The sequence below is a fragment of the Pseudomonas sp. PA-6-3C genome, assembly GCF_021605825.1.
GTDB classification, from domain to species: Bacteria; Pseudomonadota; Gammaproteobacteria; order Pseudomonadales; family Pseudomonadaceae; genus Aquipseudomonas; species Aquipseudomonas edaphica.
Genome location: NZ_WKDV01000025.1, coordinates 51,408 through 66,750 on the forward strand (window position 1 = coordinate 51,408; position 15,343 = coordinate 66,750).

Annotated in this window: 12 protein-coding genes; 6 read left to right on the forward strand and 6 right to left on the reverse strand. The window is 60.4% G+C overall.

Annotated elements, in window-relative coordinates; translation table 11 throughout:
- Nucleotides 1-62: 62 nt before the first annotated feature.
- Nucleotides 63-1,850 (reverse strand): ABC transporter transmembrane domain-containing protein, encoded by a 1,788-nt coding sequence (locus tag GIW48_RS17520; protein WP_169985558.1) that lies wholly within the window; start codon nt 1,848-1,850, stop codon nt 63-65.
- 235 nt (nt 1,851-2,085) lie between these two features.
- Here GIW48_RS17520 and GIW48_RS17525 point away from each other — a divergent pair, with 235 nt between their 5' ends.
- Nucleotides 2,086-2,259 carry a PA1571 family protein gene (locus GIW48_RS17525; RefSeq protein WP_017137411.1) on the forward strand — a complete coding sequence of 58 codons (174 nt, stop codon included), beginning with the start codon at nt 2,086-2,088 and terminating at the stop codon, nt 2,257-2,259.
- A gap of 193 nt (nt 2,260-2,452) precedes the next feature.
- On the opposite strand, the gene pdxB is transcribed toward GIW48_RS17525, so the two are convergent.
- The gene (gene pdxB / locus GIW48_RS17530; RefSeq protein ID WP_099548672.1) at nt 2,453-3,595 is read right to left on the reverse strand and encodes a 4-phosphoerythronate dehydrogenase PdxB; all 1,143 of its coding nucleotides are present in this window, start codon (nt 3,593-3,595) and stop codon (nt 2,453-2,455) included.
- A gap of 220 nt (nt 3,596-3,815) precedes the next feature.
- Here pdxB and GIW48_RS17535 point away from each other — a divergent pair, with 220 nt between their 5' ends.
- Nucleotides 3,816-5,198, forward strand: coding sequence for an MATE family efflux transporter (locus GIW48_RS17535; RefSeq protein WP_236490674.1), 1,383 nt, complete (start codon nt 3,816-3,818; stop codon nt 5,196-5,198).
- Here GIW48_RS17535 and tusA read toward each other — a convergent pair.
- The gene (gene tusA / locus GIW48_RS17540; RefSeq protein ID WP_058419610.1) at nt 5,195-5,440 is read right to left on the reverse strand and encodes a sulfurtransferase TusA; all 246 of its coding nucleotides are present in this window, start codon (nt 5,438-5,440) and stop codon (nt 5,195-5,197) included. The two genes, GIW48_RS17535 and tusA, sit on opposite strands and share 4 nt — an antisense overlap.
- Before the next feature lie 125 nt (nt 5,441-5,565).
- Nucleotides 5,566-6,642: a 23S rRNA (cytidine(2498)-2'-O)-methyltransferase RlmM gene (rlmM, locus tag GIW48_RS17545; protein WP_236461446.1), complete on the reverse strand. Its 1,077-nt coding sequence runs from the start codon at nt 6,640-6,642 to the stop codon at nt 5,566-5,568.
- Between the two features lie 196 nt (nt 6,643-6,838).
- On the opposite strand from rlmM, the gene acnA reads away from it, so the two are divergent.
- Nucleotides 6,839-9,580 (forward strand): aconitate hydratase AcnA, encoded by a 2,742-nt coding sequence (gene acnA, locus GIW48_RS17550; protein ID WP_236461444.1) that lies wholly within the window; start codon nt 6,839-6,841, stop codon nt 9,578-9,580.
- Between the two features lie 64 nt (nt 9,581-9,644).
- Here acnA and GIW48_RS17555 read toward each other — a convergent pair whose 3' ends face one another.
- On the reverse strand, nt 9,645-10,583 hold the full coding sequence (locus tag GIW48_RS17555; RefSeq protein ID WP_017137405.1) for an aspartyl/asparaginyl beta-hydroxylase domain-containing protein: 939 nt from the start codon (nt 10,581-10,583) through the stop codon (nt 9,645-9,647).
- A 312-nt stretch (nt 10,584-10,895) separates the two neighbouring features.
- Nucleotides 10,896-11,870 (reverse strand): cysteine synthase A, encoded by a 975-nt coding sequence (gene cysK / locus GIW48_RS17560; RefSeq protein ID WP_236461440.1) that lies wholly within the window; start codon nt 11,868-11,870, stop codon nt 10,896-10,898.
- Nucleotides 11,871-11,994: 124 nt separating this feature from the next.
- Between cysK and GIW48_RS17565 the strand changes: the two genes are divergently transcribed.
- From GIW48_RS17565 to GIW48_RS17575, 3 genes are all read left to right on the forward strand, one after another.
- On the forward strand, nt 11,995-13,071 hold the full coding sequence (locus tag GIW48_RS17565; RefSeq protein WP_017137403.1) for a DUF748 domain-containing protein: 1,077 nt from the start codon (nt 11,995-11,997) through the stop codon (nt 13,069-13,071).
- Between the two features lie 237 nt (nt 13,072-13,308).
- A complete protein-coding gene (locus GIW48_RS17570; RefSeq protein WP_017137402.1) occupies nt 13,309-14,154 on the forward strand; it encodes an AAA family ATPase in 846 nt (281 codons plus the stop codon).
- Nucleotides 14,154-15,332: a vWA domain-containing protein gene (locus GIW48_RS17575; RefSeq protein ID WP_138816246.1), complete on the forward strand. Its 1,179-nt coding sequence runs from the start codon at nt 14,154-14,156 to the stop codon at nt 15,330-15,332. Before GIW48_RS17570 ends, GIW48_RS17575 begins: the two co-directional genes overlap by 1 nt.
- Nucleotides 15,333-15,343: the final 11 nt, after the last annotated feature.

A 15,343-nucleotide genomic window follows, 5' to 3' on the forward strand; every position in this document is an offset into this window, starting at 1 on the left:
TACTAGCCTGCTCACCCTACTAGCCTGCCTGCCACACTAGCCCGCTCGCCACATAGATCGCGCTAGCCTTCGTTTTTCACAACCTCACCGCCATCACTGAACTGCAACGCCGCTAACCGTGCATACAACGGATTACTCGCAATCAACTGTTGATGCGTACCCACTGCCACCAGCTTGCCCTGGTCCATCACCGCAATCCGGTCGGCGTTCTTCACTGTGGCCAACCGATGCGCAATCACCAGCGTGGTGCGGCCCTGCATCAGTTGCGGCAAGGCTTGCTGTATCAAATGCTCACTCTGCGCATCCAGGGCGCTGGTGGCTTCGTCCAGCAGCAGGATCGGCGCATCCACCAGCAACGCGCGGGCGATGGCCAGGCGTTGGCGTTGGCCGCCGGACAGGCCCATACCGCCGTCGCCCAGATGGGTCTGGTAGCCATCGGGCATTTGCAGGATGAAGTCATGGGCGTGGGCGATGCGTGCCGCGGCTTCGACCTGTTCGCGGGTGGCGGACGGGTTGCCATAACGGATGTTTTCTTCAACGCTGCCGAAGAACAGCGCCGGGCTCTGGGAAACCAGCGCGAAATGACGGCGCAGGTCCATTGGCTCGAGTTCGGTCAGCGGGTGGCCCTCAAGCAGGATGCGGCCTTGCTGCGGATCGTAAAAGCGCAGCAGCAAATCAAAGATCGTCGATTTACCCGCGCCGGATGGGCCGACCAACGCCAGGGTTTCACCGGGGTTGATGCTCAGGCTCAAACCGTCGATGGCGTAGCTGTCCGGCCGCGACGGGTAGGAAAAACGCAAGTCTTGCAGTTCCATACGACCGCTGACCCGCTCCGGCAACTGCACGCTGCCTTCGGCGGGTGCCTGGATGTCATTGCTCGACTGCAACAGTTCGCCAATCCGCTCAGCGGCACCGGCGGCACGTTGCAGCTCACCGAGCACTTCGCTCAGAGTGCCAACCGCACTGCCGACGATCAGGCTGTAAAACACGAACGCCGCCAGTTCACCGCCGGAAATCCGCCCACTGATCACATCCATACCGCCCACCCACAGCATCACCCCCACGGCGCCGAGCACCAGCATGATCACCAGTGTAATCAGCCAGGCGCGCTGCGCGATGCGTTTACGCGCCGTGGCAAACGCCTCTTCCACGGTGATGGCAAAGCGCTGTTCGTCCTGCACCTGGTGGTTATAGGCCTGCACGGTCTTGATCTGGCCAAGCGTCTCCGACACGTAACTGCCCACATCGGCAATACGGTCCTGGCTCAGCCGCGACAGGCTGCGCACGCGGCGACCGAAGATCAGGATCGGCGCAAGCACCAGCGGCAGCGCCACCACCACGATGCTGGTGAGCTTGGGGTTGGTGACAAACAACAGCACGATGCCGCCGATCACCATCAAGGCGTTGCGCAGGAACAGCGACAGCGACGAGCCGATCACCGATTGCAGCAACGTGGTGTCGGTGGTCAGCCGCGACTGGATTTCCGAACTGCGGTTGTTCTCGTAAAAGCCTGGGTGCAGGTAGATCAGATGATTGAAGACTTGCCGACGAATGTCCGCCACCACCCGTTCGCCGATCCACGACACCAGGTAAAACCGCGCAAACGTACCCACGGCCAGGCCCAGCACCAGCACCATGAACAGGCCAATGGACTGGTTGAGCAGGTGCGGCGACTGGGTCATGAACCCCTGGTCCACCAGCAGGCGAATGCCCTGCCCCATGGACAAGGTGATGCCCGCAGTGACGATGAGTGCCAACAAAGCACCCAGTGCCTGCCAGCGGTACGGCGCGATAAAGCGGCTGGCCAGGCGAATGGCACGGCGTTGACGGACTGAGAACATGGCGGGCATACCGATGAGGAACCTGTACACCAACATTGGGGGAACTTAGCTAAATAACAATGCGTCAGGTTAATTATGCCCGCCGATGTTGATGCCTAGAGGCTATCGGTCTAACGCCTGGGTGGAAATTTGTATCGGTTTCTGCTGGACTGGGCGTTCGAAGCGGTGATCGTGTAAGCAGTTGTAATAGCGCGGTCACGCGCAGGTATTAGATTAGGCACACAACCTGATGAGGAGACAGGCCATGACCTTGCAAAACAGCAGTGACGCCAAAATTGAAGTGATTCGCCAGCCGCAGCACCTGCCTTGCTCGTATATCGACGCCAAGGGCCGCGAAGTGCAGATTACCGAAGAAATGATCCAGCAAGCGTGCAGCGACCTGGAACAGCGACTGGTCAAACCTGCCAAGCAAGGCTGACGCGCCCACGCTCTTTCAGACCCGGCCTTGATGGCCGGGTTTTTTATGCCTGTTTTTTGTGGTCCGCCTTTTGTGGCGAGGGAGCTTGCTCCCGCTGGGCCGGGCTGGCGCTCCAGTGCGCAGCGCCCCTGAAAGCCTGCGACTGCTGCGCAGTCGAACGGGAGCAAGCTCCCTCGCCACAGGCGTAACAGTCCTATAAAGGCATGGCGCCCAATGCAGTGACGATGTTCGACAACACTGCCGACTCGCCATTGATCCGCACCTTCAAGCCATCTATCTCGCGACGCTCCGGGTAATGCTTGCGCAGCAGGTCGAACGCCTTGCGTTGCTCTTCCACGGTTCCCACAAGGCTGCGGCGCAAATCCGCATCATCGCGGCGCGGGTCGTACACACTGCGGCACAAGGTCGCCAGCGCCCAGGCCGGGTCTGTCGATGCATTCAAGTGCACCTCGGCCAGCCATGGCTGCGGCAACAAATCACTCAACTGGATACTGGGTTCCTGGCCCATATGGGCGCACAAAGCCTGGTAGATCTGCGCGGTGCCACGCTGTTTGCCGTCGAGGCTGTAGCCGGCGATATGCGGTGTGGCCAGCACGCACAGGTCGGCCAGGTCGACGTCCACTTCGGGCTCGCCTTCCCACACGTCCAGCACGGCTTGCAGGTCTTCGCGCTCCAGCAGTACTTCGCGTAAGGCCGCGTTATCGACGACAGGGCCGCGACTGGCGTTGATCAGCCAGGTGCCGGGCTTGAGGCGACCAAGGCGTTCACGATCAAACAGGTGCCAGGTGGAGCCGTTACCAGACTTGGTCAGCGGCGTGTGCAGGCTGATCACATCGCACTGCTCGATAATCTGCTGCAGGCTGACGTAATCACCGTCTTCGGCAATCTGGCGCGGCGGGTCGCACACCAGCACGTTCCAACCCAGACCTTTAAGCACCTTGACCAAGCGCCCGCCCACTTCACCGGCACCGACGATGCCATAAGTGCGCTGGTTCAGGTCGGCGCCTTCGATTTCGGCCAGGGTCTGCAAGCTGCCCAGCACATAGTCCACCACGCCTCGGGCATTACAGCCCGGGGCGCTGGACCAGGTGATACCGGCCTGTTTGAAGTAATCCAGGTCCAGGTGATCGGTGCCAATGGTGCAGGTGCCCACAAAGCGCACTTGAGTGCCGTCCAACAAGGCACGATTGACGTTTGTTACCGAGCGCACCAGCAGCACATCGGCCTGCTCGACCGTGGCGCGGTCGATGGAACGCCCGGGTACGCGGCGAATCTCGCCAAACCCTTCGAAGAAGGCATCGAGCAGCGGGATATTTTCGTCGGCAACAATCAGCATGGCAGGCTCCTTTCGCGGACCAGCAGTGTACAGGGATGCGTGGTTCGAGTGTGGGAGCTGGCTTGTGTGGGAGCCAGCTCCCACATGGGCCTGTTCCCACAGGGGTTTATCCTCTACCGGGAAAGCGCATTACAAATCAGCAACACAGGTTTTTTCCTGACCACAGCGTCAACACGTAGACTTCGCCGTCCTTTGCAACTCTTTTACTGGACAACCGCACGTGAACACCGCCACCTCCACCCTCTCCCGCCTCGCCCGCGTCAGTCGCGAGGTGCGCAGCCTGCTGACCCTGGCCCTGCCGATCATGATCGGCCAACTCGCCACCACGGCCATGGGCTTTGTCGATGCGGTGATGGCCGGGCGCGTGAGCCCGCGAGACCTGGCGGCGGTGGCCTTGGGCAACTCGATCTGGATTCCGGTATACCTGCTGATGACCGGCACGCTGCTGGCCACCACGCCCAAAGTCGCCCAGCGCTTCGGCGCCGGTCACCACACCGAGATTGGCCCGCTGGTGCGCCAATCCCTGTGGCTGGCAGTGGTGGTGGGCATCACTGCCCTGCTGATGCTGATCAGCGCCGAGCCGATCCTGCACGCGATGAATGTCGACCCCGAGCTGATCAAACCCTGCATGGCCTACCTGCACGGCATCGCGTCCGGCATGCCCGCCATCGCCCTGTATTACGTGTTGCGTTGCTTCAGTGATGGCCTGGGCCGTACGCGCCCCAGCATGGTCATGGGCCTGTGCGGGCTGGCATTGAATATTCCACTGAACTACGTGTTCATTTATGGCCACTTCGGTGTGCCGGCCATGGGCGGCGTGGGCTGTGGCTGGGCTACAGCCATTGTGATGTGGGTGATGATGCTCGGCCTCGCCGCCTGGACCCGCTGGGCACCGGCGTACCAGAGCAGCGAGTTGTTCAAGCGTTTCGACTGGCCGCAATGGGCCGTGATCAAGCGCGTGCTGGGCATCGGCCTGCCGATCGGGATCGCGGTGTTTGCCGAATCGAGCATCTTTGCGGTGATCGCCCTGCTGATCGGCAGCCTGGGCGCCAACGTGGTGGCCGGGCACCAGATCGCGCTGAACTTCAGCTCGCTGGTGTTTATGATCCCCTATTCGCTGAGCATGGCGGTCACGGTGCGGGTCGGCCAGGCATTGGGCCGTGGCGAGCCGCGTGAAGCACGCTTTGCCGCCGGGGTCGGCATGGGCACGGCACTGACCTACGCGTGCCTGTCCTGCAGCCTGATGCTGCTGTTTCGCGAACAGATTGCCACGATTTACACGCCTGACCCGCGGGTGATCCACGTGGCATCGATGCTGATCGTGTTTGCGGCGCTGTTCCAGTTCTCCGACGCGATCCAGGTCACCGCAGCCGGCGCGTTGCGTGGCTACCAGGACACACGGGTGACCATGGTGCTGACCTTGTTTGCTTACTGGGGCGTGGGGTTGCCGGTGGGTTATGCCCTGGGGCTGACCGATTGGCTGGGCGCAGCAAGTGGGCCGAGTGGGCTGTGGCAAGGGCTGATCGTGGGCTTGAGCTGCGCCGCGGCGATGCTGTTGATCCGCCTGGCACGCAGCGCGCGCCGGCGGATTCGCCTGGTTTAAGCAGACTTCTTGCGAATCCAGTACAGGTATTTGCCGGCCTGTTCCTGCTGATCCACCAGTTCGTGGTCAAGGAACACACAGAACTTGGGAATATCGCGACGGGTCGACGGGTCGGTCGCGATCACCTTGAGCAGGCCGCCAGGCGGCAGGTCGCGGATGTGCTGGTGCAACATCATCACCGGTTCCGGGCAGTTGAGGCCGGTGGCGTCGAGGGTGCCGTCGACAGGCAATTCAATACTCATAATCACTCCTGAAACTGGCCCGCTCCAGTGTGGGAGCGGGCTTGCCCGCGATGACCGGGGCACATTCAACATAGATTTCAACCGTTATACCGCTATCGCAGGCAAGCCAGCTCCCACATTGGGTTTCAGCGACCTTTAGGTTTTTTTGCATCAATCAGCCGACGCAGGTGGCAAGTCACTTCCTCTCGGTCGTGATACAGCTGCTTGCAGCCGATTTCCACCCGAATACCACGAGCCTTGAAGCCGTCTTCGATGCGCTCAAGCAAACGCTTTACCTCAGCATAACGCTGCTTCATCGGCAGTTTGAGGTTCACCACCGCTTCGCGGCAATGCCCTTCGCCAATCCAGGTTTCCAGCAGCGCGGCGTTACGTGCCGGTTTCTCGACGATATCGCAGACCATCCAGTCCACGGGCTGCTTGGGCACGAAGGTAAAACCGTCGGCCATCAAATGCTGCACCAGGCCGGTGTCCATCAGGCTTTCGGCCATGGGGCCGTTGTCGATGGCGGTCACCAGCATGCCACGGTTGACCAGTTGCCAGGTCCAGCCGCCCGGCGCGGCGCCGAGGTCGACGCCGGTCATGTCGCCATGCAGGCGCTCGTCCCACTGGTCGCGGGGGATGAAGTGGTGCCAGGCCTCTTCAAGCTTCAAGGTCGAACGGCTTGGCGCGTCACGCGGGAACTTGAGGCGTGGGATGCCCATCGGCCACATCGCCGAGTTGTTCGACTCGGCCAGGCCCATGAACACTTCGCGACCGCTTTTGAAGGTCAACAGCAGGCGCGGCTTGCTCGGGTCGTCCACCAGCTTGCCGGCGTTGAGCAAGGCTTTGCGCAGGTGCACTTCAAATTTCTTGCAGAAGTTCGACAGCTCTTTGCCGTCGTTGGTGTCGACCATCTCCAGCCACAGGCTGCCGCACACCGGGAATTCGCGCAGGTGGGCGAGGATCACGCTGATGCGGTCGGTTTCCGGCAGGTCGATGAATACCCCGCGCGCCCACTGCCTTGGGAAGATCAGCTCGGCAAAGCGCTGGCCGTGCATGAGGCGCTGGGCGCCGTCTTCTTCGGTGCAGACAAATTCGGCGCAGGCGCTGCCGGTCTTGGCCTTGGCGTAGCCGGAAACGTTCAGGCGCGCGGCGTGTTCCGCGATCTCGGAACAGACTTCGCCTTCAAAACCCGGGCGGCAGTGCATAAAAAGGGTGTTCATCAACTCTCCTGGTGACTCAACCGGCCTTGCGCTATCGCAATACCTGTCATGAAAACGCGCGCATGATAGCCGAGTTCGGAACCTTGGACTTAACGATAGAGTCCAGTTATTAGCCTGCTAATGAAAACAGGGCTAAGTTGAAAGCTCTGTTCGTCCCGTCAGGTCCGTAGCCGTGCGGACCATAAGGAGTCATGTAATGTCATCGCTAGATAGCCTGAGAACCCTCAAAACCCTGCAAATCGACGACAAGACTTACCACTACTTCAGCTTGCCCGAAGCCGCCAAGAGCCTGGGTGACCTGGACAAGCTGCCGATGTCCCTCAAGGTGCTGCTGGAAAACCTGCTGCGCTGGGAAGACAACAAGACCGTCACCGGCGCCGACCTCAAGGCCATCGCCGCCTGGCTCAAAGAGCGCCAGTCCGACCGCGAGATCCAGTACCGCCCGGCCCGCGTATTGATGCAAGACTTCACCGGTGTGCCCGCCGTGGTCGACCTGGCCGCCATGCGCGCCGCCGTGGCCAAGGCCGGTGGCGACCCGCAGCGCATCAACCCGCTGTCCCCCGTGGACCTGGTGATTGACCACTCGGTGATGGTCGACAAGTTCGGCAGCACCAGCGCCTTTGAACAGAACGTCGACATCGAGATGCAGCGCAACGGCGAACGCTATGCCTTCCTGCGCTGGGGCCAAAGTGCGTTCGACAACTTCAGCGTGGTGCCACCGGGCACCGGCATCTGCCACCAGGTCAACCTTGAGTACCTGGGGCGCACGGTGTGGACCAAGGACGAAGACGGCCGCACTTACGCCTTCCCCGACACGTTAGTGGGCACCGACTCCCACACCACCATGATCAACGGCCTGGGTGTACTGGGCTGGGGCGTGGGCGGTATCGAAGCGGAAGCGGCGATGCTCGGCCAGCCGGTGTCGATGCTGATTCCGGAAGTGATCGGCTTCAAGCTGACCGGCAAATTGAAAGAAGGTATTACTGCCACCGACCTGGTGCTGACCGTCACCCAGATGCTGCGTAAAAAAGGCGTAGTGGGCAAATTCGTCGAGTTCTATGGCGACGGCTTGGCCGACCTGCCCCTGGCCGACCGCGCTACCATCGCCAACATGGCCCCGGAATACGGCGCCACTTGCGGCTTTTTCCCGGTGGATGAAGTGACGCTGGACTACCTGCGCCTGTCGGGCCGCCCGGCAGAAACCGTCAAGTTGGTGGAGGCCTACACCAAGGCCCAGGGCCTGTGGCGTAACGCCGGCCAGGAACCGGTGTTCACCGACACCCTGGCGCTGGACATGGGCAGTGTCGAAGCCAGCCTGGCCGGGCCGAAACGCCCGCAGGACCGTGTGTCACTGCCCAATGTTGGCCAGGCGTTCACGGACTTTCTCGACCTGCAGTTCAAACCCGCCAGCAAAGAAGAAGGCCGCCTGGAAAGTGAAGGCGGCGGCGGGGTTGCCGTGGGCAATGCGGATTTGGTCGGCGAGACCGATTACGAGTACGACGGCCACACCTATCGCCTCAAAAACGGCGCGGTGGTGATCGCCGCGATTACCTCCTGCACCAACACTTCCAACCCCAGCGTGATGATGGCCGCAGGCCTGGTGGCGAAAAAGGCCGTGGAAAAAGGCCTGACCAGCAAGCCGTGGGTGAAAACCTCCCTGGCGCCCGGCTCCAAGGTGGTGACCGATTACTACAAGGCGGCCGGCCTTACCCAATACCTCGACAAGCTGGGCTTTGATCTGGTCGGCTACGGTTGCACCACCTGCATCGGCAACTCTGGGCCATTGCCTGAGCCGATCGAAAAAGCCATCCAGAAGGCCGACCTGGCGGTGGCTTCGGTGCTGTCGGGCAACCGCAACTTCGAAGGCCGCGTGCACCCACTGGTGAAAACCAACTGGCTGGCTTCGCCGCCGCTGGTGGTCGCCTATGCCTTGGCGGGCACCGTGCGTATCGACATCAGCAGCGAGCCGCTGGGCGAAGGCAAGGGCGGCAAGCCGGTGTACCTCAAAGACATCTGGCCGAGCAGCAAAGAGATTGCCGACGCGGTGGCGCAGGTCAGCACCGGTATGTTTCACAAGGAATATGCCGAAGTGTTTGCCGGCGACGAGCAATGGCAGGCGATTGAAGTGCCGCAGGCCGCGACCTATGTGTGGCAGAAAGACTCCACCTACATCCAGCATCCGCCGTTCTTTGACGATATTTCCGGGCCACTGCCGGTGATCGAAGACGTCAAGGGCGCCAACGTGCTGGCCCTGCTGGGCGATTCAGTGACCACCGACCACATCTCCCCCGCCGGCAATATCAAGACCGACAGCCCCGCCGGGCGTTACCTGCGCGAGCAAGGCGTGGAGCCACGCGACTTCAACTCCTACGGCTCACGCCGGGGCAACCATGAAGTGATGATGCGCGGCACCTTTGCCAACATCCGTATCCGCAACGAAATGCTCGGCGGCGAAGAAGGCGGCAACACGCTGTACATCCCCACCGGCGAGAAAATGCCGATCTATGACGCGGCCATGAAGTACCAGGCCTCGGGCACGCCGCTGGTGGTGATTGCAGGCCAGGAATATGGTACCGGCTCAAGCCGCGACTGGGCGGCCAAGGGCACTAACCTGCTGGGGGTCAAGGCGGTGATTGCCGAGAGTTTCGAGCGGATTCACCGCTCCAACCTGGTGGGCATGGGTGTGTTGCCGCTGCAGTTCAAGCTGGATCAGAACCGCAAGGCGCTCAAGCTGACCGGCAAGGAGAAGATCGACATTCTTGGGCTTACCGATGCCGAGATCGAGCCACGGATGAACCTGACGCTGGTGATTACCCGTGAAGACGGCAGCAGCGAGAAGGTTGAGGTGCTGTGCCGGATTGATACGCTTAATGAGGTGGAATACTTCAAGGCCGGTGGCATCTTGCACTATGTGCTGCGCCAGTTGATCGCGTCCTAAGCAACACGGGAGATCAAATGTGGGAGCTGGCTTGCCTGCTCCCACAGTTTTGACCGTGTTCAGATCAGCCGAACAGCCACTTCCACAGCAGCACCAGCACAACCACAGCCAGCACCGGCCGCGCAATGCGGTAGGCCTTGGGATGCTTGCGTTTCCACTGCTTGACCACACCACTGAACTTGTCACTGAACGTCTTGCTCCAGGCATACGCCTGGTTGATCCCGCCCACACGCTCGTCATCCAGGTTCTGCGGCGCAGTCGCGCGACCCAGCTGCTTGCTGACCCAGCGGTTGATGCCGGTCATGAGGCGGTTGCTCAGCGGGCGTTCGATATCGCAGAACAGAATCACACGGGTCTTTTCAGTTTCGTTCTTCACCCAATGCACGTAGGTTTCATCGAACATCACGTCTTCACCGTCGCGCCACGCGTAGACCTGGCCGTCGACGAAGATGCGGCAGTCGTCGGAGTTCGGCGTGGACAGGCCCAAGTGATAACGCAAGGAGCCTGCAAACGGGTCACGGTGCGGGTTGAGGTGGCTGCCACCCGGCAGCAGCGCGAACATCGCGCCCTTGACGTTAGGGATGCTGCTCACCAAAGCCACGGTTTTCGGGCACAGCGCCTCGGCCGATGGCAGGGGTTTGTCGTACCACTTGAGGTAGAAACGCTTCCAGCCCTTCTTGAAGAACGAGCCGAAACCGGCGTCGTTGTTCTTTTCGGCGGCGCGGATATAACCCTCGTCGAACAGGTGCATGGCCTCTTCGCGGATCACCTCCCAGTTGTCCTTGAGCACATCCAGTTCCGGGAACTTGCTGCGATCCAGGTATGGCTTGGACGGCACGGCCGAGAACAGGTACATCAAGGCGTTATACGGGGCGAACAGCGCCGAATGGTTGACGAACTGGCGCAACACCGGCAAACGCGCCTTGCCGCGCAAGTGCACATACAGAATGCTGCCGATAAACAACGCCAGCACCGACAGTTTGGCGGCCAAAGAAAAGGTCATGCAGCAACTCCTGAAAATAAGCGCCTGGCCAGCAACCTCCCGTCAACGGGAAACCAGACGTAGCAGCCGGCCATGATAAACACTTGGGCCATTATGCAGAAGGCCCAGGCCGACCGGCTGATATACATCAACTCCGATGATGAGCGGAGCCGTTGTGGCAAGCAGGCTTGTTGTGGCGAGCAGGCTTGCCCTGCGTTGGAGTGCGAAGCACTCCCAATTCAGACTACGCGGTGTACCTGATAGACCGATTCGTCGGGTTTAGGGCTGCTTCGCAGCCCAGCGCAGGGCAAGCCTGCTCGCCACAGGAGATCATCACGCCTGGGTTTCTTGATCGGTAAACAGATCGCTGAACAACATGCTCGACAGGTAACGCTCGCCGGAGTCCGGCAGGATCACCGCGATGGTCTTGCCCTGCATTTCCGGCTTCTCGGCCAGACGCACGGCCACAGCCATGGCGGCGCCGCAGGAGATACCGCACAAAATCCCCTCTTCCTGCATCAGGCGCAGGGCCATGGCCTTGGATTCGTCGTCGGTCACCAGCTCCACGCGGTCAACTATCGACAGGTCGAGGTTTTTCGGCACAAACCCGGCGCCGATGCCCTGGATTTTATGCGGGCTCGGCTTGATCTCCTCACCGGCCAGCGCCTGGGTGATCACCGGCGATACCCTCGGCTCAACCGCCACCGACAGAATCGGCTTGCCCGCAATGTTCTTGATATAGCGCGAAACGCCAGTAATGGTGCCGCCAGTGCCCACGCCCGCCACCAGCACGTCCACGGCGCCATCGGTGTCGTTCCAGATTTCCGGGCCGGTGGTTTTCTCGTGAATAGCCGGGTTGGCCGGGTTTTCGAACTGGGCCGGCATAAAGTAGGTGGCCGGATCGCTGGCGACAATCTCGCCAGCCTTGTCGATAGCGCCTTTCATGCCCTTGGCCGGCTCAGTCAGCACCAACTCGGCGCCCAGGGCCTTGAGCACTTTGCGTCGCTCGATGCTCATGGAGGCCGGCATGGTCAGCAGCAGCTTGTAGCCACGGGCGGCGGCGACAAATGCCAGGCCGATGCCGGTGTTGCCGGAGGTCGGTTCGACAATGGTCATGCCCGGCTTGAGTTTGCCGGTGCTTTCGGCGTCCCAGATCATGTTGGCGCCAATGCGGCACTTCACCGAGTAACCCGGGTTACGCCCTTCGATCTTGGCCAGGATGGTCACGCCACGCGGCGCAATGCGGTTGATCTGCACCAGGGGCGTGTTACCGATGGAGTGCGCGTTGTCGGCAAAGATACGGCTCATGACGGGTCCTTAAGGCAATTTCAAGAAGGCCCCAAGGGTATGCCTCAGGCCTTTGGGCGTCCAGTCAGAGGAACGTTGCGCCCGCGCGTGCGGTCCATCGCCTATACCGTTGGAGAGCATTGACATGAAACGTCGCTACAGTGGGCTGCTATGGATCGTCGCCGTACTGGTGGTAGTACTGATCGCCCTGGACCTGGCCCTGCCCTATCTGGTGCGCAATTACCTGAACGACAAGCTGGCCGACATGGGCGACTACCGTGGCCAGGTCACTGACGTGGACCTGGCCTTGTGGCGTGGCGCCTACCGCATTAATGGCCTGAAAATCGTCAAGGTCGACGGTAAAGTACCGGTGCCGTTCGTCAACGCGCCGCTGATTGAATTTGCCGTCAGCTGGCACTCGCTGTGGTACGACCATGCCGTCGTCGCCGAGGGCCATTTCGTAAAGCCTGAAATCAACTTCGTCGACGGCGGTGCCAACAAACAGGCGTCCCAAACCGGTAAAGGCACCGACTGGCAGCAACAGTTGAAAAAACTGCTGCCGATCACGCTGAATGAAGTGCGCATTGAAGATGGCAAGATCGCCTTTCATAATTTCAGCTCCAAGCCCCAGGTGAACATCAAGGCCACCGAGGTCAATGCCAGTCTGTACAACCTGACCAACGTGGTAGACCTCAAAGGCAAACGCGACGCGCGATTCGAAGGCAAGGCCCTGCTGCAGGGCCAGGCCCCTATGGAGGCCAACGCAACCTTTGATCCTTTAAATAATTTTGAAGACTTCGAATTCCGCTTCCGCGCCCGCGACTTGCAACTTAAACGCATGAACGACTTCGCCTCGGCCTATGGCAAATTCGACTTCAAGGCTGGCACCGGCGACGTGGTGATTGAAGCCCAAGCGGAAAAAGGCCAGCTCACTGGCTATATCAAGCCGCTGCTGCGCGATGTAGAAGTGTTCGACTGGAAACAGGACGTGGAGAACAAGGACAAAAACATCTTCCGCTCGATCTGGGAAGCCGTGGTAGGCACCAGCGAAACCGTGCTCAAGAACCAGAACAAAAACCAGTTTGCCACCCGCGTGGAACTCAGTGGCAGCGTGCATCAGCAAGATATCAGCGCGTTCTCCGCATTTTTGGCGATTTTGCGTAATGGCTTCATCCAGGCGTTCAATGCGCGCTACGAACAACCCAAGCCTTCCGCCAACTAACCCTGGGAGCTGGCTTGTGTGGGAGCTGGCTTGCCTGCGATAGCATCAACTCAGTCTGCCTGAATCACCGAGGTGCTCGCATCGCAGGCAAGCCAGCTCCCACACAAGCATAAGCATGACCCCGCCCGTTGGCCTGCGATGTGACCGGCCATTCAGAGACTGAATAACCCGTCTGCGTTCACAGTCGCCGGGGCTGCGCGGTATAGTCCGGGCATTGATGAATTCGAGGAATGACCGATGAAGTTCGAAGGCACCCAGGCCTATGTGGCTACCGATGACCTGAAACTGGCCGTCAACGCCGCCATCACCCTGGAGCGGCCGCTGCTGGTCAAGGGCGAACCGGGCACCGGCAAGACCATGCTCGCCGAGCAATTGGCCGAGTCCTTTGGTGCCAAGCTCATCACCTGGCACATCAAGTCGACCACCAAGGCGCATCAGGGCCTGTATGAGTACGATGCGGTCAGCCGCCTGCGCGACTCGCAACTGGGCAACGAGAAAGTCCACGATGTGCGCAATTACCTGAAAAAGGGCAAGCTCTGGGAAGCCTTCGAGTCCGAGGAGCGCGTGATCCTGCTAATCGATGAAATCGACAAGGCCGACATCGAGTTCCCCAACGACCTGTTGCAGGAACTCGACAAGATGGAGTTCTACGTCTACGAAATCGACGAGACCATCAAGGCCAAGAAACGCCCGATCATCATTATTACTTCCAACAACGAAAAAGAGCTGCCGGACGCCTTCCTGCGCCGCTGCTTCTTCCACTACATCGCCTTCCCCGATCGCAGCACCCTGCAAAAAATCGTCGACGTGCACTACCCCGACATCAAGAAAGACTTGGTCAGCGAAGCGCTGGACGTGTTCTTCGACGTGCGCAAAGTGCCGGGCCTGAAGAAAAAGCCGTCTACCTCCGAACTGGTCGACTGGCTCAAGCTGCTGATGGCCGACAACATCGGCGAAGCGGTGCTGCGCGAGCGCGACCCGACCAAGGCTATTCCGCCGCTGGCCGGTGCCCTGGTCAAGAACGAGCAAGACGTGCAGTTGCTGGAGCGTCTGGCGTTCATGAGCCGTCGCGGTAATCGCTGATGCTGCTCAACCTGTTCAACGAGATGCGCGCCGCCAAGGTGCCGGTGTCGGTGCGCGAGCTGCTCGACCTGATCAACGCGCTTAAACAGCGCGTGGTCTTCGCTGACATGGACGAGTTTTATTACTTGGCCCGGGCGATTCTGGTCAAGGACGAACGGCACTTCGACAAGTTCGACCGTGCGTTCGGCGCCTATTTCAATGGGCTGGAAAAGCTCGACGACCACCTGCAGGCGTTGATCCCTGAAGAATGGCTGCGCAAGGAATTCGAACGCTCGCTGACCGATGAGGAACGCGCGCAGATCCAGTCTCTTGGCGGCCTGGACAAGTTGATCGAAGAATTCAAGAAACGCCTGGAAGAACAGAAAGAACGCCACGCCGGCGGCAACAAGTGGATCGGCACTGGCGGCACCAGCCCGTTTGGCTCCGGCGGCTACAACCCGGAAGGTATCCGGGTTGGTGATGCCGGCAAACGCCAGGGCAAAGCCGTAAAGGTCTGGGACCAGCGCGAATACAAGAACCTCGACGATCAGGTCGAGCTGGGCACGCGCAATATCAAGATCGCCCTGCGCCGCCTGCGCAAATTTGCGCGTCAGGGTGCGGCTGAAGAGCTGGATATCGACGGCACCATCGACCACACGGCGCGGGATGCCGGCTTGCTGAATATCCAGATGCGCCCGGAGCGGCGCAACACCATCAAGCTGTTGCTGCTGTTCGATATCGGCGGCTCGATGGACGCTCACGTGAAGATCTGCGAAGAGCTGTTTTCGGCGTGCAAAACCGAGTTCAAGCACCTGGAGTACTTCTACTTCCACAACTTCGTGTACGAGTCGGTGTGGAAGAACAACCAGCGCCGCACTTCAGAGCGCACCTCTACCCAGGACCTGCTGCACAAGTACGGCGCCGACTACAAAGTGATTTTTATCGGCGATGCGTCGATGGCGCCGTATGAAATCACCCAGGCCGGCGGCAGTGTCGAGCACTGGAACGAGGAGCCTGGGTATGTGTGGATGCAGCGCTTCATGGCCAAGTACAAGAAGCTGATCTGGATTAACCCGTACCCGAAAGACACTTGGGGCTATACGGCGTCGACGGGGATTGTGCGCGAGTTGGTGGAGGATCAGATGTATCCGCTGACGTTGCGTGGGCTGGAAGAAGGCATGCGTTTTCTGTCTAAGTAGGTGGTGTATTC

What these genes read in the sequence shown, in the direction of transcription:
- GIW48_RS17520 (WP_169985558.1), bottom strand. Translation starts at nt 1,850, where the DNA reads ATGCCCGCCATGTTCTCAGTCCGTCAACGCCGTGCCATTCGCCTGGCC.
- GIW48_RS17525 (WP_017137411.1), top strand. Translation starts at nt 2,086, where the DNA reads ATGACCTTGCAAAACAGCAGTGACGCCAAAATTGAAGTGATTCGCCAG.
- pdxB (WP_099548672.1), bottom strand. Translation starts at nt 3,595, where the DNA reads ATGCTGATTGTTGCCGACGAAAATATCCCGCTGCTCGATGCCTTCTTC.
- tusA (WP_058419610.1), bottom strand. Translation starts at nt 5,440, where the DNA reads ATGAGTATTGAATTGCCTGTCGACGGCACCCTCGACGCCACCGGCCTC.
- rlmM (WP_236461446.1), bottom strand. Translation starts at nt 6,642, where the DNA reads ATGAACACCCTTTTTATGCACTGCCGCCCGGGTTTTGAAGGCGAAGTC.
- acnA (WP_236461444.1), top strand. Translation starts at nt 6,839, where the DNA reads ATGTCATCGCTAGATAGCCTGAGAACCCTCAAAACCCTGCAAATCGAC.
- GIW48_RS17555 (WP_017137405.1), bottom strand. Translation starts at nt 10,583, where the DNA reads ATGACCTTTTCTTTGGCCGCCAAACTGTCGGTGCTGGCGTTGTTTATC.
- cysK (WP_236461440.1), bottom strand. Translation starts at nt 11,870, where the DNA reads ATGAGCCGTATCTTTGCCGACAACGCGCACTCCATCGGTAACACGCCC.
- GIW48_RS17565 (WP_017137403.1), top strand. Translation starts at nt 11,995, where the DNA reads ATGAAACGTCGCTACAGTGGGCTGCTATGGATCGTCGCCGTACTGGTG.
- GIW48_RS17570 (WP_017137402.1), top strand. Translation starts at nt 13,309, where the DNA reads ATGAAGTTCGAAGGCACCCAGGCCTATGTGGCTACCGATGACCTGAAA.
- GIW48_RS17575 (WP_138816246.1), top strand. Translation starts at nt 14,154, where the DNA reads ATGCTGCTCAACCTGTTCAACGAGATGCGCGCCGCCAAGGTGCCGGTG.